This is a genomic window from Chryseobacterium sediminis, from assembly GCF_008386505.1.
Taxonomy (GTDB): Bacteria; Bacteroidota; Bacteroidia; order Flavobacteriales; family Weeksellaceae; genus Chryseobacterium; species Chryseobacterium sediminis.
Window position 1 is genome coordinate 573,804 of sequence record NZ_VUNZ01000003.1, and the last position, 21,979, is coordinate 595,782.

Annotated in this window: 19 protein-coding genes, 1 tRNA gene and 1 pseudogene; 8 read left to right on the forward strand and 13 right to left on the reverse strand. The window is 38.0% G+C overall.

What is annotated here, in order from left to right; translation table 11 throughout:
• The first annotated feature begins 13 nt into the window (after positions 1-13).
• Positions 14-802 carry an SDR family oxidoreductase gene (locus tag FW780_RS17880; RefSeq protein WP_149835022.1) on the forward strand — a complete coding sequence of 263 codons (789 nt, stop codon included), beginning with the start codon at positions 14-16 and terminating at the stop codon, positions 800-802.
• Positions 803-952: 150 nt separating this feature from the next.
• On the forward strand, positions 953-4,438 hold the full coding sequence (locus tag FW780_RS17885) for a glycosyltransferase family 117 protein (protein ID WP_149835023.1): 3,486 nt from the start codon (positions 953-955) through the stop codon (positions 4,436-4,438).
• A gap of 415 nt (positions 4,439-4,853) precedes the next feature.
• On the opposite strand, the gene FW780_RS17890 is transcribed toward FW780_RS17885, so the two are convergent.
• From FW780_RS17890 to FW780_RS17940, 11 genes and pseudogenes are all read right to left on the reverse strand, one after another.
• Complete coding sequence (locus FW780_RS17890; RefSeq protein WP_149835024.1) at positions 4,854-5,306, reverse strand: hemerythrin domain-containing protein; 453 nt, start codon at positions 5,304-5,306, stop codon at positions 4,854-4,856.
• Between the two features lie 276 nt (positions 5,307-5,582).
• Entirely contained in the window at positions 5,583-7,826 is a 2,244-nt protein-coding gene (locus FW780_RS17895; RefSeq protein WP_149835025.1) for a nitric-oxide reductase large subunit, read from the reverse strand.
• Positions 7,827-7,839: 13 nt separating this feature from the next.
• Positions 7,840-8,565: an iron-sulfur cluster repair di-iron protein gene (gene ric, locus FW780_RS17900; protein WP_149835026.1), complete on the reverse strand. Its 726-nt coding sequence runs from the start codon at positions 8,563-8,565 to the stop codon at positions 7,840-7,842.
• A 43-nt stretch (positions 8,566-8,608) separates the two neighbouring features.
• The gene (locus FW780_RS17905) at positions 8,609-9,034 is read right to left on the reverse strand and encodes a c-type cytochrome (protein ID WP_149835027.1); all 426 of its coding nucleotides are present in this window, start codon (positions 9,032-9,034) and stop codon (positions 8,609-8,611) included.
• A 12-nt stretch (positions 9,035-9,046) separates the two neighbouring features.
• Positions 9,047-9,610, reverse strand: coding sequence for an SCO family protein (locus tag FW780_RS17910; RefSeq protein WP_149835028.1), 564 nt, complete (start codon positions 9,608-9,610; stop codon positions 9,047-9,049).
• A 4-nt stretch (positions 9,611-9,614) separates the two neighbouring features.
• Entirely contained in the window at positions 9,615-10,445 is an 831-nt protein-coding gene (locus tag FW780_RS17915; RefSeq protein ID WP_149835029.1) for a formylglycine-generating enzyme family protein, read from the reverse strand.
• Positions 10,446-10,484: 39 nt separating this feature from the next.
• Positions 10,485-11,477 (reverse strand): annotated as a pseudogene (nirK, locus tag FW780_RS17920) (copper-containing nitrite reductase); the annotation flags it as partial.
• 100 nt (positions 11,478-11,577) lie between these two features.
• A complete protein-coding gene (locus FW780_RS17925; protein WP_149835031.1) occupies positions 11,578-12,030 on the reverse strand; it encodes a hypothetical protein in 453 nt (150 codons plus the stop codon).
• Positions 12,031-12,316: 286 nt separating this feature from the next.
• A complete protein-coding gene (locus FW780_RS17930) occupies positions 12,317-13,093 on the reverse strand; it encodes a class I SAM-dependent methyltransferase (RefSeq protein WP_149835032.1) in 777 nt (258 codons plus the stop codon).
• Between the two features lie 92 nt (positions 13,094-13,185).
• Positions 13,186-13,617 (reverse strand): RrF2 family transcriptional regulator, encoded by a 432-nt coding sequence (locus FW780_RS17935; protein ID WP_149835033.1) that lies wholly within the window; start codon positions 13,615-13,617, stop codon positions 13,186-13,188.
• A gap of 100 nt (positions 13,618-13,717) precedes the next feature.
• A complete protein-coding gene (locus tag FW780_RS17940; RefSeq protein WP_149835034.1) occupies positions 13,718-14,530 on the reverse strand; it encodes an AraC family transcriptional regulator in 813 nt (270 codons plus the stop codon).
• Positions 14,531-14,662: 132 nt separating this feature from the next.
• Between FW780_RS17940 and FW780_RS17945 the strand changes: the two genes are divergently transcribed.
• From FW780_RS17945 to FW780_RS17965, 5 genes are all read left to right on the forward strand, one after another.
• On the forward strand, positions 14,663-15,985 hold the full coding sequence (locus FW780_RS17945) for a TolC family protein (RefSeq protein ID WP_149835035.1): 1,323 nt from the start codon (positions 14,663-14,665) through the stop codon (positions 15,983-15,985).
• A 4-nt stretch (positions 15,986-15,989) separates the two neighbouring features.
• Entirely contained in the window at positions 15,990-17,054 is a 1,065-nt protein-coding gene (locus FW780_RS17950; RefSeq protein ID WP_149835036.1) for an HlyD family secretion protein, read from the forward strand.
• Complete coding sequence (locus FW780_RS17955) at positions 17,047-18,639, forward strand: efflux MFS transporter permease (RefSeq protein WP_149835037.1); 1,593 nt, start codon at positions 17,047-17,049, stop codon at positions 18,637-18,639. Before FW780_RS17950 ends, FW780_RS17955 begins: the two co-directional genes overlap by 8 nt.
• Before the next feature lie 190 nt (positions 18,640-18,829).
• A complete protein-coding gene (locus FW780_RS17960; RefSeq protein ID WP_167510744.1) occupies positions 18,830-19,831 on the forward strand; it encodes a GlxA family transcriptional regulator in 1,002 nt (333 codons plus the stop codon).
• A gap of 104 nt (positions 19,832-19,935) precedes the next feature.
• Positions 19,936-20,574 (forward strand): DJ-1/PfpI family protein, encoded by a 639-nt coding sequence (locus tag FW780_RS17965; protein ID WP_149835039.1) that lies wholly within the window; start codon positions 19,936-19,938, stop codon positions 20,572-20,574.
• 73 nt (positions 20,575-20,647) lie between these two features.
• Here FW780_RS17965 and FW780_RS17970 read toward each other — a convergent pair whose 3' ends face one another.
• Positions 20,648-21,151 carry a transposase gene (locus FW780_RS17970; RefSeq protein WP_149835040.1) on the reverse strand — a complete coding sequence of 168 codons (504 nt, stop codon included), beginning with the start codon at positions 21,149-21,151 and terminating at the stop codon, positions 20,648-20,650.
• 14 nt (positions 21,152-21,165) lie between these two features.
• On the reverse strand, positions 21,166-21,621 hold the full coding sequence (locus tag FW780_RS17975) for a MarR family winged helix-turn-helix transcriptional regulator (protein WP_149835041.1): 456 nt from the start codon (positions 21,619-21,621) through the stop codon (positions 21,166-21,168).
• A gap of 284 nt (positions 21,622-21,905) precedes the next feature.
• Here FW780_RS17975 and FW780_RS17980 point away from each other — a divergent pair.
• Positions 21,906-21,978 (forward strand) — tRNA-Lys (locus FW780_RS17980).
• Position 21,979: the final 1 nt, after the last annotated feature.

Sequence of the window (21,979 nt, forward strand, 5' to 3'; positions counted from 1 at the left end):
ATCCAAAGATCTTATGAATATTCAACTTTTTTCAAAAAACGCTTTAGTGGGAGGGGCAACCCAGGGAATAGGTGCAGGAATTGCTCTGGAATTGGCAAAATGCGGTGCTAATGTTACCGTTATGGCCCGCAATGAAACAAAACTTAAAGATTTCGTTTCTTCTCTGCCGGTACTCAATCCGGAACAGAAGCATGAGTATCTGGTGGCAGACTTTTCGGATTTTGAAAGTTACAGGAAAATTATAGCTGGATATTTTAATGATCATTCGGTTGATATTCTGGTGAATAATACAAACGGTCCGGAACCCGGTTTAGCACTCGATAAAACTCCGGATGATTATCAGAAAGCGTTTGATCTTCTTTTTAAAACGGTTTGTGATACAACACTATTGGCTCTGCCTCACATGATCCAACAGAAAAACGGCCGTATTATCAATGTTTCTTCTTTGTCAGTTAAGGAGCCGATCGGCAATCTGGCGCTCTCCAATTCTATCCGTTCGGCAGTAATTGCGTGGGCAAAAACCCTTTCTAATGAGATTGCACAACATAATATCACTGTAAATAATGTTCTGACAGGATATTTTGATACCGAGCGAATTCAAAAACTGGTTGCCCATGAATCTCAGCAAAGTGGCGCTCCGGCAGACGAAATAAAAAGAGCAAGAGAAAATAAGATTCCCATGAAAAGATTCGGGCAGCCGGAAGAATATGGTCATCTGGTAGCTTTTCTGGCTTCAGAATATTCAAATTATCTTACCGGAACAAGCATTCCTTTGGATGGAGGATTGAATAATACGTATTAAAGAGCTTTATATACATTAATGTTCATTTTAAACTAATTGAATTGGAATAAAGCTTTTGTGACTTTTATGGTTAGAAAAAAAATTAAATAAGTTTTCTTCCATGTAATAAATCTTTTCCTTCGGTTGTCATATACATATTGAAAATATTATATGAAAAACTGGTCTTTTAAAAAATGGAACACCGTATTGGGGTGGTTCCTTTTTGCTGTTGCACTTGTCACTTATCTTTCAACAATGGAGCATTCCTTGAGCTTTTGGGATTGTGGAGAGTATATTTCTTCTGCGGTTAAACTTGAAGTAACGCATGCTCCGGGAGCTGCTTTATTCCAGATTATGGGAGCGGTGGCGAGTATTTTTGCGTTGGGAAATGCTGAAAATTATTCTATTGTTATTAATGCGATGTCAGCAGTATTCAGTGCATTTACCATTTTGTTTCTGTTCTGGACGATTACCCATTTTTTAAGACGGCTTTTGAATAAAGATTTTGAGGATGTTAGCAGATCTCAGGAGATTTCAATCCTGTTTGCCGGTGTCATTGGGGCTTTATGTTTTACATTTTCAGATACATTCTGGTTTTCAGCGGTAGAAGGAGAGGTATATTCAATGGCTTCTCTGTTTATCGCTTTGCTGGTGTGGCTGATCACCAAATGGGAGAATGAATCTAAAGCTGCTGACAATGAGAGATGGATCATTCTTATTTTCTTTACAATCGGACTTTCTGTGGGTGTGCATATGATGTGTATGCTGGCTATTCCGGCCATATGTCTGGTGTATTATGCCCGAAACTATACTTTTTCATGGAAGAGTTTTATAATTGCCAATCTGATTACATTAGGGATTCTTGCTTTTGTATTCAAGATTATTTTCCCTTTGGTGATGACGATATTTGGAAAACTTGAGATTTTCTTTGTGAACGGGCTGGGACTTCCTTTCCATTCAGGGACGATTGCGGCATTTGTTCTTATGACTGCAATAAGTTATTTCCTGATTAAATATGCGAGGAAAACAAAAAGAAAAGTCTATCAGACCATGGTTTTATCTCTTGTGTATATGATGATTGGCTTCTCTTGCTGGCTGGTGATTCCCATCAGAGCAAATGCCAATCCGCCGATGAATCTTAATGATCCGGATACCGCAATAGGAATGAGAGATTATTATAACAGGGTACAATATGGGGACTGGCCAACCATTTACGGACAGAATTACACCGCATTTCTCGATAAAAATGGTTTGGAAAAAGAGGAAGACGGAAGTTACAAAAGAGATGTGACAGGAGATATTTATGAAAAAGATGAAAAAACCGGAACCTACAGAAAAACGGGGGAACGATTCAATTATGTGTTTAATAAATCGCATATCAGTTTCATGCCGAGGATGTTCAATGAAGATAAAGAGGTTACCGCAAATTATATTGCCTTGTATGGCGCTCCTGATTTTACCTTCAATTATGATAATGAAGACGTAGCAGACAATCCGGAAGCTAAAAGGATTTTTGATGAACTGAGAGCGAAATATGAAGGAGATTCTATTACCGCAGAAGATTACCTGAAAGTAAAACCTTATGATCTTATTAAGGTACAACGTCCTTCCTTTGCTCAGAACATGGATTATTTCATCTCTTTCCAGAACGGATACTACTTTGTCCGATATCTGATGTGGAATTTCGTAGGAAGGCAGAACGATCTTGAGGGACATATGGAAAACACCAATGGGAACTGGATCTCAGGATTTTCCTTTATTGATAATGTGCTGTTGGGTGATCAGGATCATATGCCGGCTAAATTCAAAAATGAAAGTACCGTAAAGTTTTTCTTTCTGCCATTGATTTTAGGACTTATCGGTTTCTTTTTTCAGCTGAACAGGGACTTCGGGAGATTTTATGCTATTCTTTCGCTGTTTGTTCTTACAAGTATGGGAATTGTTTTCTATACCGGGGTAAAACCATTTGAAGTAAGGGAAAGAGATTATGCGATGGTAGGCTCATTCTATGCTTTTGCCATCTGGATTGGTCTGGGAGCAGGAGCAATACTTTGGCTGATTCAGTCTAAACTTAAATCTAATGCAACTCATATTATCCTAGGAGTAGTATTGCTGGGAATTCCTTTTATGATGGGGTTCCAGAATTATACTTCGCACGACAGGAGTAAAAAAACAGCAGCCCGCGATTATGCCTATTCATTTTTACGTTCGTTGCCTAAGGATAATATTATTTTCATTTATGGCGATAATGATACTTTTCCGGTATGGGCAATTCAGGAGACAGAAAGATTCAGGGATGATGTGAAAACAGTTAACTTTACCCTTTTAGCCACTCCATGGAATATAGATCAGGTAAAAAGAAGAACCTACAACGCCAAGGGAATTCCGGGAGAACTCACTCATGAAGAGTACAGAGATGGGGTTAATGATCAGGTTTATCTGATGAAAAAAGAAGATTGGGAAGGCTTTTTCCAGATGTTGAAAGAACAGGGAGCGCCTGAAACTGCTTTTCAGGAGTTCAGAAAATATCTTACTCAGGATTCTCTGACGCTAAAAGATGCTATGAGGTTCCTTAAACTTAAATCATCCGAAAAAGATGAATTACTAAAGATGTATTTCGGGGAAAAGCAATATGAAAAATATAATATACTCCCGGTAAGTAAATTTATGCTTCCGGTAAATAAGGAAAATGCTGTAAAATCAGGGATTATCAATCATGCTGATCTTTCTAAAGCAGTGGATCAGATTATGATCAATTATGAAGCGAATACCCTTTACAAAAGTAATCTGATGATGCTGGATATGCTGGCCAATTTCGACTGGAAACGTCCCATTAATTTCTCATCAGGCGGTATGTATGACAGTGAAAATATTTTTTATCTTGATGAATATCTGCAGTTTGATGGTTTCAGTTACAGACTGGTTCCTATTCATACGCCTCAGAGTCCGGATGGAGATAAAGGAAGGGTAGATGCCAACTCTCTTTATCAGGTGGTGAAAAACTTCAGATGGGGGAATTTTAAAGACCTCACTATTTATTATAATGAAACAGCTACTTCCAATATTTTAGGTTACAGAATGTCAGTAAGCAGGGCTGTATCTGCGCTTGTGGTAAGCGGACAGAAAGCTAAAGCATTAGAACTGCTGGATCTTGCCGCGAAAGAAATTCCGGTTGAGAAATACAATGATCCACGGTCATTAAGCTCAATGGTAACCGGGTATATTGTTGCGGGGCAGGAACAAAAAGGTCTTCAACTTGCAGAAACTCTTAAGAAGGGAATATTTGAAGAATATGATTATTATCAAAATCTTTCTCCGGCATTTAAAGGAGCTGCTAGAAAACAGATGAGGTCAAAGCCAATGGAATATGCGCTAGTGGTTTCGGCAGTTACAGAAGCTTACAAAACATTGGGGCAGAATGAAAAAGCACATGCCTATCTTTTACGATCAATAGAGCCGATTGATAAAAAATTCAGTGTTTTTATAAAAGGACTGCAGCAAATGGGCAAAGAGAAAGCAATGAAAGAAGCTGAAAATGTACGCCAGATTGCCCCTTTTTACCAGTATTTATTCAATGTCATGGAGCCTTTTGATTCTGTTTATTCCAGAAAAAAAGAAATTGAGATTACCAATGCGATGATGAAAGTGACACAATAAACTATAAATGAAAAGAGGCTGTTTCAAAAGTGTCATTCTGAATGAAATGCAATGTAATGAAGAATCTCATATGTTTTATCGCCAATTAGATTTTTCCTTCGTCAGAATGACAAAAGTCAATAATTTGCCTTTTGATACAGTCTTTTTTTTTAATAGAGAATCTGTCTAAACTTTTACATTGATGATTTTTAACCACAAAAGGCACAAAAGTTTTAAATACTTAATTTTTTAGAGCCAAAATTTATAGATAATAAGTACACCTAAGTTTTGTGAAAATATTTGATTTTCATCTTATGTGAGCTTTTCTGCGGGAGTATTTTAAACTTACCTAATTGGGCTAAAGCGTTTTAAAATAAAAGCTTTTGTGGTTTGTAAGTGTAAACAACATGATAGTATAAATAAAATAAAGTCGGGCTTATTTCCAGAATTCATCTTCATAATCATCCTTTTCTTCTGTATGAATATCATTCAGTTCCTTTCCGATTTTCTTTAGAACAGAGGTTTCCAGTTTTTCTTCAAGATGAGGAAACCATTCACGCTCTTCAAAACGGATATGCTGTTCCAGAAGATCTGCAAAACCTGAAATAAGAGAAGTGTTCTCTGATGATGGAAGTTGAGAAACAATATCCTTAATCTGTTGGTGTTCTCTTTGTATGCGGAGTGTATATTCATCCTCAAGATAGAGAAACAGAATTTCTTCTTCTTCACTGAAATGTTTTTTCAGATGATGATTCCAGAAATACAGAATATAATCTTTAATCCGGGAAATCTCGATTTCTTTTTTCAGTCCCTGTCTTATTTTCCAACTGCATAGAAGCCCGAAATGATGATCTTTGGAAAGCGGGATAATATTTTCATTGCGTTTCATAATTTTTTATTAAAGAGTGTCTATAATTTTACTATTTATAAACGCAAAGTTTCATCTAAACTTGTTATGATCTTAAGGGAGCGAAGGGAATAATCAATGGAATTGATTATTTATTAAGCGAATGCATAATCAAAGCACTTCATCTGAGACAAAGTCGCTCTCCTTTGCCTTCTTTTGAAATATAGGATAGTAAGAGTTCTTTGCGTTAAAGTAAAATAATTTAAAGGTAATCAAACCTCACAAGCTGGATAACTCATGAGGCTTGAATAAAGAATGCTAACGTTTTTCTTTCAACGACCAACCCAATTTAAGTCCGATGATGAATAGTACCAGAAGCAGCTCACCTGCAGCCAGTAAAATATCCCCCGGAACACGCATCCATCTCAGGAAGTGCATGATATCCGTCTGCATAAATTCCGCAGAACGAGCATACCAGTAACCTTCTTTGATAGAGGCTACAGACTGCATGATGCCTATAGGAAGAAGACTGATGGTTACCATGACCAGCAATCCGATATTAGTCAGCCAGAAAGCCCAGCCTATTAATTTATCATTCCATTGTCTGTCAGGATAAAGTCCCCGCAATACAAACAACATTAATCCGATTCCTAAGATTCCATATACTCCGAACAAAGCAGCATGACCATGAACAGCAGTGGTATTTAATCCCTGAATATAATAAAGTGCTATTGGAGGATTGATGGCGAATCCAAAAATTCCTGCACCCAAAAAGTTCCAGAAACACATAGCAATGAAGCAATAGATCGGCCATTTATAAGCCTGAATCCATTTGGTAGATTTACTCAGCTGGTAATTTTGGTATGCCTCATAACCAATCAGGACAAGCGGTACAATTTCCAATGCGCTGAAAGTAGCACCTAATGCCAATACTGCTGTAGGCGTAGCACTGAAATAAAGGTGATGGAATGTTCCCAAGATCCCTCCGGCAAGAAAAATAATTGTAGAAAATAATACCGAATTTGTAGCAGATTTCAATCTCAATAATCCTAATCGAGTAAATAAAAATGCTGCGACTACCGTTGCAAATACTTCAAAAAAGCCTTCTACCCACAGGTGAACTACCCACCATCTCCAATATTCGGCAATGGCCATATGGGTTTGTCTTCCGTACATTAATCCTGCCCCATAAAATAACGCAATGGCTACGGCTGAAAGGGTAAACAGCGTGAGTAAATGACGGTCTCCATCTTTACGTCTTAAAGCAGGTAGCAAAGCTCTAACCATGAGAACCAGCCATAAAATAAGACCTATCAGTAATAAAATCTGCCAGACTCTTCCAAGTTCCACATACTCATACCCCTGATGTCCCCAAAGGAAATTATCAACAAGACCAAGCTTTTGCATCACCCCAAGCCATTGCCCGGTAAGAGATCCCAGAACAACGATCAGTAAAGCTCCGAATAAGATATTGACTCCCAGTTTCTGATATTTCGGTTCATGTCCTGAAACAGCCGGAGCAATATAAAGTCCCGTCGCCAGCCATGAGGTAGCAATCCAGAATATGGCAAGCTGTACATGCCAGCTTCTGGAAACCGACTGAGGTAAAAACTGATCTAGAGGAATACCATAAAACCCGCTTCCTTCCACACCATAGTGAGCAGTAACAACTCCTGCGAGCATTTGAACCAGAATTAATAAAGCAACCACCCAAATGTATTTTAAAGTAGCTTTCATAGAAGGAGTAGGCTTCATATTTCGCAACGGATCTTCAAGGGGAAGAATTTCGCTCACTTCTTCCTCTTTATTTCTGGCATGGTAAAATACCAGAAGACCTACACATCCCAACAAAAGCAACACACTGAAACCAGACCATAAATGCAGTGAAGGTGGAGGAACGTTTCCTACCGATTCATCATGAGGCCAGTTATTGGTATACGTCACATCATCTCCAGGTCTTTCTGTAATACATACCCACGTACTCCAGGCAAAGAAAGCATTCATTTGAGCCATTCTTCCGGTATCTTTGATGGTATTCTCCGGGATAGCATACTGATCCCGGAGCTTTGCCATAGAAGCATCATTCATGAATAATTTTGAATAATACTGGGCTAATTGTTTCTGCACCTCAGCCCGTTCAGGAGAGAAAACAATTTCATTGCTGTTTTCATTAAAGGTGTTGGTACGAAGTTCTTTCTTCAGCAGTACCTGATATTTAGCCTGTTCATCATCCGGAAGATCTTTATATATTTTGCCGTCTTTTTTTGCCAATTCATCAAGCAGCAGCACAGATTCCCTGTGAAGGTAGTCTGCGGTCCAGTCCGGAGCAATATAAGCACCATGTCCCCAGATACTTCCTACCGTTTGCCCTCCAATAGACTGCCAGACATTCTGCCCGTCTTTTATATCCTGTCCGGTAGCGATTACAGTTCCATTTGTAGTGACTACTTTCTCAGGAATTGGGGGGACTTTTCTGTAAATTTCAGTTCCATAAAAGATAAGGACAGCAAACGAAGCAACCATTACTACCGCAAGCCATATCCAAAGTTTTTTAGGTGTCATTCTGTATTAGTATTTAAGATTCAACGGCAAATTCTTTCTCTAGTTGGATTGCTTTTGGGAAAAGGATATTATTTTCAAGATGAATGTGTTTATGTAAGTCATTTTCAAAATCCTGAAGCATGGCAAATGCTACTTTATAGGTATTGCAGGCATCTGCTGGAGGAAGATATTCATCCGTGATTTCCGCAATCTTTCTGAAACGTTCACCTTCCACTGTATGCTCGTGCTGCATCATATTAACTGGGTTTTCTACTGTTCCGAAGGCAGGCTGGAGGAGGGCCTCTCCTGATATTCTGGCCTTCACCATATTTCGTACAAAAGGAAACAGGATCAGTTCTTCTTTTTTCATGTGAGCTGCCAGATCGTGAGCCGATTCATTGAATAATGCATTAATTTCAAATAGCTCCGGATGTCTGTCTCCGTGTACTTTACATAATTTATCAAGGAAAGCTTGCAGAATAGGTGTTTTTTCTTCTACGTACCTGTGATGGGTTTTCTCAATATAATCTGCCAGCAAATCCAAAGGCCAGCTGTTGAAATCTATTGCAGATCCTTCATTTTTTGGAAGAGCTTCGAGTTCCTGATAAATCTTTTCCGGAGCCAGTTTTTTATTGTTGCAGGCTTCTTCTATAGTTCTTCCGCCTTTGCAGCAGAAATCAATTCCGTGTCTTTTAAAAATTGCAGCCGTTCTGAAATCTTCAGCAACCATATTTCCTATAAAGTCTGTTCTTGTATTCATAATATAATACTTTTTTGTCTTTTATTATTTTAAATTTTTTTTACTACTTCTTAAGTGACAGAATGTACTTTACCATCAGCTTGGCGTTATCTTTACTCAATCCTGCATGAGGAGTCATGGGAATTTCGCCCCAGTTACCTTTACCGCCGTCAATAATTTTCTGTGCAAGCATATCAAGATCTGCTTCTTTGTATTTTGCTGCAACTTCCTGATAGGCCGGACCAACAAGTTTTGAATCTATTTTATGGCATGATAAACAGTCTGTGCCTTCCACCAGGGATTTTCCTTCAGCAATTTCTGCATCTGCTCCTGAAAGTGGGGTGGATGCCGGAGTCTCGGCCTGAGGTTTTGGTTCTTCCAGCATTGTGTTGGTTTCCTGTGGCTGAGGAATGGGATCTGTACCTTTTTTATCTGAACATGAAGTTACAGCAAGTGAAAACAGTGAAACTGCTACAAGTAATTTTTTCATAATCTTATCCATTTAAAGTTGTATTTGTTTTTTTATTTCGTTCACAATAGCTTCGTAATCACTATCGAGACCTTCTTTTTGAAAAGCAAGAGTTCCCTTTTTTGAATACACGGTAATGATATTGGAATGGGAGAATTCTATAGGGGATATCTGCTTGTATTTTACAGCCATTATATTGGCTAGTTCTCTGGTATCTTCTTCATTACCTCGGATGAAAGTCCATTCTTTCTCATCGAATCGGTTTACATACAGGTATCTCTTCATTACTTTTGGAGTATCATTTTCCGGATCAATGGAAATTAATACATACTGAATGTCCTTTGGATCTGCTTTTCCTACTTTCTGGGCAATTGTTCTCATTTCCGCGGTCAGTTTTGGACAGGCCGTTTTACAGGAAGTGAAAATCATTGCCGTTACCAGTACTTTTCCTTTCAGATCAGAGAATGTAATGTTCTCACCATCCTGCTTCTCCCAGGTTGTCTGTACATTGTAGATAGAATCAGGGCTTATCTCTTCATTTTTCTTGCTGCAGGATAGTATCATCAAAGCCAGCAATATCAGGGTTATATTTTTCATAAGATCAATTTTTGTTTTTAGCACATCTGAATCCAAGATTATTAAGGCAGTAATCAGCTTTTATGCTACCTCTTAATGCATACCGGATAAAGGCTGCGTAATTTCTTAAATCAGAAGAAGTTACTGCTGCTCCGGCACAGAAGAGGTTGTCATTCACTGTATTATCTTTTCTGGATTCACCGCTCATCATCACTGAGTTGAAATCATAAGTCCATTCCCAAACCATTCCGTACATGTTATAAACTCCGTAATAATTGGGCGTTTCTCGTTTTATTGGTTGTTTGTTTTTATCCTTTTTTTGATAAGCTTTCAGAATATAATCTGTAAAAGCGGGATCTTTGGAGGCATCCGGAGTATGTTGATCTGCCAGCGCCACATATTCCCATTCATCAATTGCCGGAAGTCTTTTTCCTGCACTTTTTGCATACGCTTCGGCTGCAAACCATGAAACATTGGTAACGGGTGCTTCAGGACTTATTCCTGCCGGGATTTCATAATCACTTTTCCAATGTTTCAGGTAATTAAGATCTGCATAAAGTCTTAGTACTTTACTCCGTGTCCATTGAGGATTTGCTTTAAGAAATTCAAGATATTCCCGATTTGTAATAGGGCTGTCATCCAGATAAAAAGTCTGTACTCTTACAATCCTTCCTGAATCTTTGCCGATGAAAGCTTTATAGGTTCCTCCCGGTATTCTGGCCATTTTTTTCTGACTTACAATCAGGTTTAAATGGTTTTGGACTGGAGTTTTTACTTTCGCACTTTTCGGCTTTTCAGAACAAGATGTCATTACTGAACAGGCTGCGAGTCCTATTATAATTACAAAAGTTCTCATTGCTTCTCTTTTAAAACCTCAATGAACCTTAATTCATTACTGATTCTTTTTATACACTGCCGGATTTTCTGGTCCGGTTACTTTAATCTTGCCTAAGGCACCTTTGTTGAATGCCCTGAAGATGGCATGATCTACAATCACATATTCTCCGGGAACTGTTGCTTTAAACTCTACAATAGACGCTCCTCCGGGAGGAATTACGGTGGTCTGTACATTATCATTTATTTTGCTGCCTCCCTCGATGTATACTTTGTCAAAGATTTCTCCGATAATATGGAAAGAAGAGGTAAGATTCGGACCGCCGTTCCCTACAAAGAACCTTACTGTTTCTCCTGTTTTTACCTGAAGTTCTTTATCGCCTAAAAGAGAGGCTGTATTTCCATTAAAGACTACATATTCGGGATGTTCGGCAATCGCCTTGTCCATATCAAACTCCTGCAGTCCTTTGTCTCCGAATTTTCCTTTAGTATAAAAGTCACCCTGCATGATGTAGAATTCCTTGTCTACTTTTGGAAGTCCGCCTTCGGGTTCTATAAGAATAAGGCCGTACATTCCGTTGGCAATATGCATTCCTACAGGTGCTGTTGCACAGTGGTAAACATATAATCCGGGGTTTAATGCTTTGAAAGTAAAGGTAGCTTCTTTACCGGGAGCCACAAAAGTAGCTTCAGCACCACCGCCAGGTCCGTTCACAGCATGGAGGTCAATATTATGAGGGAAGGTATTATTTTCATGGTTTTTAAGATGAAGCTCAATATCATCTCCAACTCTTGCCCGGATAAAGCTTCCGGGAACTGTTCCGTTGAAAGTCCAGAAATTATATTGTGTTCCATCTGCCAGTTCACCTGTTTTCTCTATCGTTTCTAGTTTTACAATGATTTTTTTAGCGGCACGGGTTCCAACAGGGGCGGGAACATTAGGTGGAGCCGGCATTTTTAGTTCTTCGCTTGTTCCATCCGTTTTGATATTCTCCGTATTGGTGCTATGAATTGTGCCTTCAGAGGTGTTTTGTTTGCAGGCATTGAATATCATCACTGTGCATAATGCTGTGGTGAGTACGATCGTTTTTTTCATAATAAGGGAATTAATGGTTTAAATTTTTATGCTGGAGTAAACATTGTACAGAATTGCTTCAGTATTCATTTTTTTGTTTTGTAAATTGTAAGCTGATGGCTATACACAGGAAGATTGCTTTGGCAGATTCAGCATAGATGAAATAGTTATGCATTTCTGATGATAAAACAGGTTTTCCGGCTGATAACAGTTGAGCCCGCTCATCGAGGACAGGAAGCATCCAGAACTTTTCTAACAACAGGAGAGCGAATACAACGGCTATTATTATAAAGTCTGTTTTTGTATATTTTTTTCGGCTTACGGCCATTCCTGCTATAATAAGAATAAGGAAAACACATTGTATTTTAGTAGATACACCAAACATCATCATTCCCAGTTCAAGGGCTACGGGAAGGGTCATTCCCGGAACCTGAAACTTTAAGGGTGTTTCCAGAAAACTGACCGTGATAAAAACACCTGCCATCAGGCAAAGCATCATTAACACAAGAGGATTTTTAGCACTCAGTTTCATTTTACTATATTATTTAGATATTAATACCTTTTTGTCCTTTACTTAATTGGTTTTTAAAATAAATTTTATCAAATGATCAATAAATATTAGTTTTTATATTATGCAATATGAATCTGTTGCTTCATATGATGGCAGGGATGTTTTAATTCTGAATTGCAGATGAACCGTGTTTTTACCGGTTTTGAGGATGCTTTTTTCTTCTTTTCTTATACAAATATATAATCTATTTTCAGTAGAAAAGAGCGAATTGTCTTTTATTTATTCTGACTTTTATCACTTTAAAAACTTATTCTTTTCTCGCGATAATCACTACAGCGCACATATTTTTTTCATGTTTTTTGAATATTTTTTTCATTTGGAAAACTCTCTTTCTGATGGAAGGGTTGAGCAATATATTTTTAGCAATTTTAACGGCTCCGGAAACTCCTTCATCATCAATAATTCTTTGAGGTTCCAGGAGATGCATCGGTGCAGTTTCTACTTTCAGTACTTTAAATCCACCCTTTTCCAATAGTGTTGTCCATTCAGAAACGGTTAGTGGACGTGCATTGACCTTGATTGCTAAAGCCAGTTCCTTCTGAATATGCAGTTTTACATTACTGTCGAGATCATCAGGTCTTAAAGCCAGTTCATGAATTGCATAATACCCCTGAGATTGTAAGATTCTATAAGCTTCCTGAATAATTTCTGCTTTCCGGTGGTCTGCATGCATACTCAGCATAGCTTCTCCATATACTTTACTGGCTGATAGTTCTGGTAAAGAACTTTCTGCAGCATTTCCCAGTTTAAATTGAGCCGAAGTCCCACCAAATTCTCTATTCAGATAATCTATCGCATTTTGTTCTGCATCAATTCCTATGTAAGAAGCAGGCTTTTTTTCTAAGGTCATATGTGCAGTGAAACCAAGGCCGGGAGCAAATTCCACAATGTCATCAGCAGAGGTGATGTTCAGCATTGACAGCATCTTTTTAGTAAGAGAAAGGCCTCCGGGGCGTAACACTTTTTTACCAATTTTAGCCAGTAACCAGTGTCCGGACATTTTTTCAATATTTTCTGTATGCATTAGATTATTATTTAAAAAGTTAATGAGAGGAGTAGTTTTTTGGATTTATTAATATATAAATACCTTTTTGTCTTTTATTTGTTTAAATTTTTTTATGCCTTCAGATAGGTTAATTTTAAATCCAGGTTATCAACAAAATTTTGAATTTTTGAAGTTTCAAGCATAATACGGAGATCTTGTCTGATGCTTTTAAACTGATCATGCAAAGGACAGGGATGGGTCTCTGAGCATTGCTCCAATCCAAGTCCGCAACCGGAGAAAAGCTTATCACCATCAATTTCCCTTACAATATCAGCAATAGAAGTCTGCAGGTTTTTCTGATCCATATAAAAACCACCATTCGGGCCCTTGGCAGATTGTACAAATCCTTTTCTGCTGAGGTCCTGTAAAATTTTGGCGATGAAATGTTCCGGCGAATGGATGCTTTTTGAAATATCTTTAATCCCGACCCTGCTGTCATTTTTAGACTGCTGGGCGATGTAGATCAAAGCTCTTAAAGCATATTCACAGGTTTTTGAAAACATTTTTCTGAGTTTTATGAGACAAAGATAGAAAGATATTTTCAATAAAAGACAAATTACTCTTTTATTTTTTTAAAGCTGACGAAGATCATAAGTAAATTGATTATCCGATGGAATTTTGAGTCGTTTTATTACTCTTTCTGAGGTCTGAGGGTCTGGATTGTGTAAATTCACGGAACGTATCACTAAAGGCGCTGATTGAGCTGTAACCCACATCATCAGCAATTTCATTGATGGGTTTGTCTGTATTTAAAAGCAATTCAATGGCTTTGATGATTCTTAACGTTTTCAGGTATTGAAGAAAAGAAATATCCATGTCTGCCTTAAAAAGACGGGACATAGAGCGCTCACTAAGCCCGAATCTGGTGCTTACATTGGCCAAAGTAAGTTTTTCCCCTATATTCCATTCCAGGTAAGATACAATTCTCATCATCTGTTTGTTGTGAGTGGCAGGAAGAATGATGGGTAAAGGCTGTTGATGGGTTTTGGGCAGGATTTTTTTTAAAGCAACAAGAAATTCAAAGTTTTCGTCTTTTGCTGTCACATGTTTTTCATCCCATATTTCAGTATACTTAATCATCTGAATCAGCAGTTCTGATGCCGGATATATTCCCAGTCTGCTGTAGAAAGGATCTGTGTGATCATCATGAGCATAAAAATAGAGAGAACGCAGAACAGTGGCGGAGTGCCCGATTTCTAAAATATGTTCCATTCCCTGAGGAATCCAAAAGAAATGCCGGGCCGGAACCACATACGTCCTGTTGTCGATCGTAATATAAGCAATACCGCCTTCTACATAACTCAGCTGCCCTTTTGTATGCTTGTGGAAAGGAATCAGTTTTTCTGATTTTTCGTGCATGACAAATACACTTTTGTCATCTTTATCAATATCAGGCAGTGCAGCAATTAATCCCATAAAAATTATAAAAATATCAATGAAAATACAAATATAATCATTTGGCCGGAATCATGTAAAAGTTGACTATTTTAGATAAATATAATTTCCGGATTGAGAATAAATTTGCAGTGCAATAATTCAAAAATTCAAATGAAAATTTATGTCGCCGGATTGCTGATGCTGGGAATTTCCTACACAATATCAGCTCAGACAGGCACTCCAACAAAGGATACCCTACGACTCTCCTTAAAAGATGCATGGCAAAAAGCTGAAGAAAACAGCCGTCATATCAGAATCAATACCATCAATGTAGACATTGCGGAAGCTGAAGTAAAAGATGCGAAAAGAGAACGGCTTCCGGAAATAGAAGTAAAAGGTTCTGCTGAAAAAGCGTCCAATATTCCTATTTATGAAAACGGAATCTTTTCCAAACCCACCCAGCATGAAGTCATTCACACGCTGTATCGGGCCGGAGCAGATTTTTATCTGAACATTTATAACGGAAACAAGCTGAATCTTAAGATTAAAGAAAACCAGACCCTTCAGAAAATTAAGGATATCCAGAAAGAGCAGTCTGTTTCTGATATTCATTACAAAACAGCAGCTCTTTATCTTGAACTTCAGAAAACTTTAATTTTCAGAAACCTTATACAGCAAGATATTGCCGATCAGAAAACACAGCTTAAAGAAATTCAGTCCCTTTATAAAAACGGAGTCGTTTTGAAAAGTGATGTTTTAAGGATTGAGCTTGAACTTTCAAAGCGGAAGATGGCTTTGGTGACGATAGAAAATGATATTCTTATTGCTACACAAAAACTGAATATTATCCTTGGTATTCCTGATGAACAGACAGTTATTCCTGAAGAACCTTCTAACCAATGGAATGAAAATACTTCTTACAGCGATTATCTGAAACTGGCACTGGATCACTCTTTCAGTTATCATGTCTCTGAACAGCAGACAGAACTGAGTAAGATTAAACTGAAACAGGTAAAAGCGAATGTAAGGCCTAAAATCGGGATGTATGGTGAGTTTTACTATGCCAATCCGCAGATTTTTCTTTATCCCTATAATCCTTATTGGTATTCATTGGGAATAGTTGGTATCAAGGCGTCTTTTTCCATCTCTTCCCTTTACCATAACACCCACAAAGTAAAAGCCGCACAGCTGGAATTTGAGAAAGAAGAGGAGGTACACAAAGATACGGAAGATAAAGTAAGACAACAGGTGAAAGAAGCCTATCTGAGGTATCAGGAAGCACTTGAACAGATAAAGGTTGCGGAAGCTAATGTCATCCAGGCTAAGGAGAATGCGCGCATCATTAAGAACACTTATTTCAGCCAGACTTCTCTTATCACAGAACTGCTGGATGCAGATATACAGCTTCTTCAGACAAAATTTGAATTGGAAGCCGCAAAAATTATGGCACAGAATAATTATTATTTACTACAAAACATTACAGGCGTTTTATAATACAATGAAAAAAAAATATACTCCCACGGATAGACTGATCACAAAGATCACAGGATGGATTTCAGTTTTAATCGTTGCCGCACTTGCCGTATGGGGCGGTTTTACTCTAAAGAACTACTACGCTTATGAACAGACCAATGATGCGCAGGTTCAGGAATATGTAAACCCTATTATTTCAAGAGCCGGAGGATTCATTGTCGCTGTAAAATTTGAAGAAAATCAGGAAGTTAAAAAAGGTGATACCCTTCTTATTATAGATAACCGTGAATATATCCTTCAGCAAAAACAGGCTCAGGCAGCTCTGCAGAAAGCCCGTGCCCAGCTGAAAGTACTGGAAAGCAACACAGGAACCACAGAAAAGGAAGCCGCCGCAGCAATGGCTCAGATAGATGCCAATAAAGCAAAAGTATGGAAGCAGCAGCTTGATTATAACAGATATAAAAAACTCTATGATGAAGAATCTGCCACAAAACAAAGGCTTGAAGATGTAAAAGCAACTTTGGATGTCAATGAAAGTGATTACAAGTCTTCTCAGGATAATTATGCAGCTTCAAAATCAAAAATAAATGATATTCAGGCAGAAAAAACGGTTGTACTGGCAGAAATTGTAAGGCTGGAAGCTCTGTTGGACCGTCACAAACTGGATGTAAGCTATACCGCAGTCACCGCCGCTTATGATGGAAGAATGGGGCGAAGAACCGTTGAAGTAGGGCAGATGATTGATGCCGGAGAAACGTTGGCATTTATTGTCAATAATGAAACAGATAAATGGGTGGTTGCGAATTATAAGGAAACGCAGATCAAGGATATGCATATCGGGGATCATGTGAAAATTGTAGCAGATTCTTATCCTGACAGGGAGTTTAAAGGAACCATTATTTCGCTTTCTCCGGCTACCGGATCAAGTTTTTCATTGCTGCCACCGGATAATTCCACGGGGAACTATGTGAAGATTGTTCAGCGTATTCCTGTGAGAATAAAAGTAGATGGAATAAGAAAAGATATTGATGTCCTGAAAGTGGGAATGAACGTGAATGTATACGCTGATAAAAAGCATTCCAATGGTTAAAAGACAGATGCCTTATTTTAAAAACTGGGCTCCGGAATGGCTTGTTAAAATCATTCTTTTTTCAATGACGCTTCCGGGAATCATTATCTTTTTTCTTCCTTTGGCTAATGTGAATGCAGCAGCGGGCTATTACGGGAGCGAACCGGCTGATATTCAGTTTTCAGTAGCACTGTTCTACGCAGGGTATGTAGGATTTTACAGTCTGGAAAGAAGGTTTTTCAGCTTTCTGGCTGCAAAAGAATATTTTCTTCTGTTTACCACACTGCAGATTCTGGCCTGCCTGATATGTTATTTTACCCGTGAAATTTATATCCTGTTTCCGGTGCGTTTCATACAGGGAATGTTATTTGCAGGAAACGTGAACCTTTCGCTTACCCTTATTTTTACAAGGCTGAGCAGTGAAAGAGGAAGGGAAATTAGTTTTTCAGTATTCTTCGGAATTCTGATCTGTGCTTTGCCATTTAATAATCTGATCACAGCAGATCTTATCGATTCTTATAATTTTAATATTGTCTATAAAACGGCCATATTCTCTTACCTGCCGGGACTTATTTTTCTTACTCTTGCCATGAGCAATTACAGAACTCATGCGAGATTTCATCTGTATAAGCTCGATTGGCAGAGCTTTGGACTTTTCAGCACTATCCTGGTATTGGTGGGATATATTACCATTTTCGGGCAGGAATATTACTGGCTGGAAGATAAAAGGATTTTGGGAAGTGTTATAGGAATTGTTGTTTTGGGTGGAATATCCATTTTCCGTCAAAAGGCCATTAAAAGACCTTATATTGATCTGAGGATTTTTAAATACAGAAATTTCAAAGTAGGATTGCTGATCCTTTTTGTGATGTATATCTGTAGGTTTGCATCTGGAATTGTCAACAGTTATTTTGCATCAGAACTGCATCTGGATCCGTTTCATATTTCCTATATAAATATTTTCAATCTTGCAGGGTTGATTGTGGGAGTAATTATTGCCTGTTGTATGGTGCTGCAAAAGAAAAATATACGGTATATCTGGGGTTCCGGATTTTTAATACTGTTGATTTTTCATGGATTAATGTATTATTCTTTTGACGTTCAGGCGGATGAGTTTAATTATTATATTCCGTTGTTCCTTCAGGGATTGGGGGTGGGATTAATTATGGTTCCGACGATTATTTTTATTATTTCCTCAGTTCCTGCTATTATTGGTCCTTCAGCCGCTGCAATGGCTCTGGCAGTCCGATATCTGGGTTTTTGCATCAGTATAGCACTGATCAATTTTTTTGAATTGTTTGAAAAAAGCCGTCATTATAATGCTTTTCAGGATCATTTAAGTGCTGTGGATCCGGCAGTCAAAAACTTTCTTCATCAGCAGACTGCTAAACTTATTTCCAGAGGAATGCCTGAAGATAAAGCAATAAAAGCGGCCAATAAAATGCTGGTGGGAAGAATGAATGTTCAGGATCATGTCCGTTTTGCCATGGATTATTATGAAATGATGGTGTGGCTTCTTGCGGCTTCACTGCTACTGATTTTTCTTTTCCCTTATCTGAACCGGACAGCTCTTTATTTGAAATCCCGAAGACTGTCGCCAGCTTAGGTGAAATTTAATATTTAATATTTTGAAAGTATAGCTTATTAGGCTAATTTTATAGTAGAGTGCTGAGACTGTCTGATAAGGCAGTCTCTTTTGTTAAGACAAAAAAAGATATTTTGGCCGGAACTGTATGTTTTTTGTCATTGCAGACAAGGAGCTTTCTCTCTACATTTGTACTCATACAGAACGAGATATGAAGAAAGAAGTACAGCATAGCGGGAAGAAAAATATAGTGCTTTTGGCATTACCACAGGTGCAGCTGCTTGATATTGCCGGCCCGTGGGATGTTTTTACATCAGCAAATCGCTTTTTGAACAGTGAAAGTCAGGATTCCGGTTATCATGTTCATCTGGTATCCGGAACATCAGAAAAGATAATATATTCCGGTTCGGGAATGCCGTTATCATGCAGTCAAACCATTTATGATATTGACTTTCCTATAGATACTTTACTCGTTGCCGGCACTACTTTGAGCGTGCTGGATGAGATTAATCCAGATGTTTATCATTATCTGCAAAATATAAAGACACAAGTAAGGCGGATGGGATCAGTATGTGTGGGAGCATTTGTACTTGCCAAAGCAGGTCTGCTGGATGGGCGACAAGTGACTACCCATTGGAAATTTGCGGATGCACTGCAGAAATCTTACCCAGAGCTGGAGGTCAATGTTAATCCATTTTTTATTTGTGATAAACCTATCTACACTTCAGGAGGTGTTTCTTCAGGAATGGATCTTGCGCTGGCGCTCCTGGAAGAGGATTTTGGTAAAGCTTTGGCAGCAGAAGTCGCCTGTCACCTTGTTCTGCATTTAAAAAGGCCCGGAATGCAGTCTCAGTTTGGAAATGCACTGCCGGAATATGAAACAATGTCTCCTTTCACAAAACAGGTCCGTGATCTGTTGAAAGACAAACTAGGAGAAACGATAACGGTAGAATACATTGCTGAGTCTCTGAACATGAGTACCCGTAATTTTTCAAGAGTGTTTGTGAAAGAATCAGGAATAACTCCAGGCAGGTTTATTGAAAAAATGAGATTGGATCAGGCCAGAAATATGCTTGAATATACGGATATGAGTATAGAAACAATTGCTGAGAAGTGTGGCTTTAGTAGTGTAGTATCGCTGCGTCGTTTATTCATTAAAAATATTTCCCTTACCCCGGCGCAATACCGAAAAACATTCAAGCGCACAGAATAATCTTTTTTTCTTGCTTATTTACCTTAAGGCTGATGATCATCAATTGTCAGTAAGGAAGAGCTATGTCTTTATTCAACAAATAATCATCTTAAAATAATAGAATTATGAAACACGAACAAAACAGTAAAACAATGAATGTTGCATTTTTAGTCTATGATCAGGTGGAAGTACTTGATTTAAATGGCCCTTTAGATGTTTTTGTTAAAGCAAATGTCATACAACCAGATAGTTATTATTGCTTTACAGTCGGAAAAACAAAAGAAGCCATATACACAGAAGCAAATACGATGGCTCTTATTCCTACTTATGACTTACAGACGTGTCCAAAGCCGGATATGATTGTTATTCCCGGAGCAAATCCTGATCAGATTATGAAATATAGTAAGGATGAAAACTTTCGGGAAACTGTCCTTAAATGGATTAAAAATCATTACGATACCGGAACTGTTATATTTACAGTATGCACGGGAAGTATGCTGCTATCCGGAACAGATATACTTACGGGTCGTAATATCACAACGCATAGTATGTTGCTGGATGTTTTAGAACAGCATAATCCGGAAGCCAATGTAATCCGGAATATACGTTATATTGATCAGGAACAGTTAATAACTACTGCAGGTATTACGGCCGGAATTGATGCTGCACTTTATCTTATTGGAAAACATTTTGGTCAGGAAACCGTTGATGCTATCATCAAACTTTTTGAATATCAGAATAGTAAAGCTGATGCTTCAGTTTAAAAAGAATTTGATTTAATAATTTTTGCCGACTGTAAAGAGCCGGCAAAAACTATTAAAAATAGTAAGATTTAATTTATTGACGGAAGGTGAATAGTTTAATACAAAGAGGAATAAAGCCTATTGAAATGACAATGTAAATAGCTACCCGAATATAGTTGAGGGTTTTCCATAGCGAGATTCTGGATACTATTTCTTCTGAAATAGAAGAGGATGATGCCAAGCTTTGAAACTGTATGATATTTGGCGCAAAAAATGTTAATGTCCAGACTCTTACAGCTGCGTGAATGATGAATAAAGCCAAAAGCCAGTTCCTTACCGGATCAATTTTCCAGCAAAAAATAATGGCAAGAATAAATGCAAGTTCATGCAGAGAATGCAGGATGATCCAAAAAAACTTCAGGCTTGTTCCTTTTCCATCCTGAAGGAACTTAAAGGTGTCGGGTGGGGAAGAAGCCCATTTAGGAACGAAGATAAGAGTTTCAAATATCTGCGCACCATTCATAAGGAAATAAAGCAGTGTTGTAATGCAAAGCCATATTTCTGCGCGGGTTATATAAGTAGCTGTTAAACTTTCCATGGTTTTATGTTGATTTATGAGTTGTTTAGGTCATCTGCTGTTTGTTTCATAATCATAGTAGCTTCCCGGAAATAACGTTCAATAGTTTCTATTTCTTTTTTAGAAAAAGTAGAGATGAGGTTAAGTGTTTTCTTCTGTAGTTCATCAAAAATAGGACTCAGCAATTTCATACTGTTCTCAACATTCGGGATAATGATTACTTTTCTTCGGTCTTCCTGTATAAACTGCCTTTTAAGAAGATCTTTCTTTTCCAAACGGTCTATTAATCCAGTTACTGCACCGGTAGTAAGTCTTGTCAACTTAGAAATTTCGCCGGCTGTTATAGACTCATATTGCAGAATAAGTCCAAGATATTTATGATCAGCACTGGAAAGCCCTGCTTTTCTGGCAATAGCTTCATGCATGAAAATGGAAGCATCAGAATATGTTCTGCTGGCTTCGCGAAAATGGGAGATAGTATCTTTAGTCATTAAATTAATTATTTACTAATTATCTTAGTTACTAAGATATGTTTTGTTTTTGATTCAGCAAAATATTTTTTAGGTCCAAAAAATTGGTTCATCCGGTAATTCCCATTATTCCTGTGATTTTTATTGAAAAAAAATAATTAACGTAATTGATTTATAAACAGCTGTTTGACTTTTTTGTTGAATATTTTATCATAAAAAAGCCCTGAAAAGTTTGGATTTAAGGAGGGTTTTTCTATCTTTGCAGTCCCTTAAACAAAGGGATTTACTTGAAAAAGTAATTGGCCGACTCGGTAGCTCAGCTGGTAGAGCAATACACTTTTAATGTATGGGTCCTGGGTTCGAATCCCAGCCGGGTCAC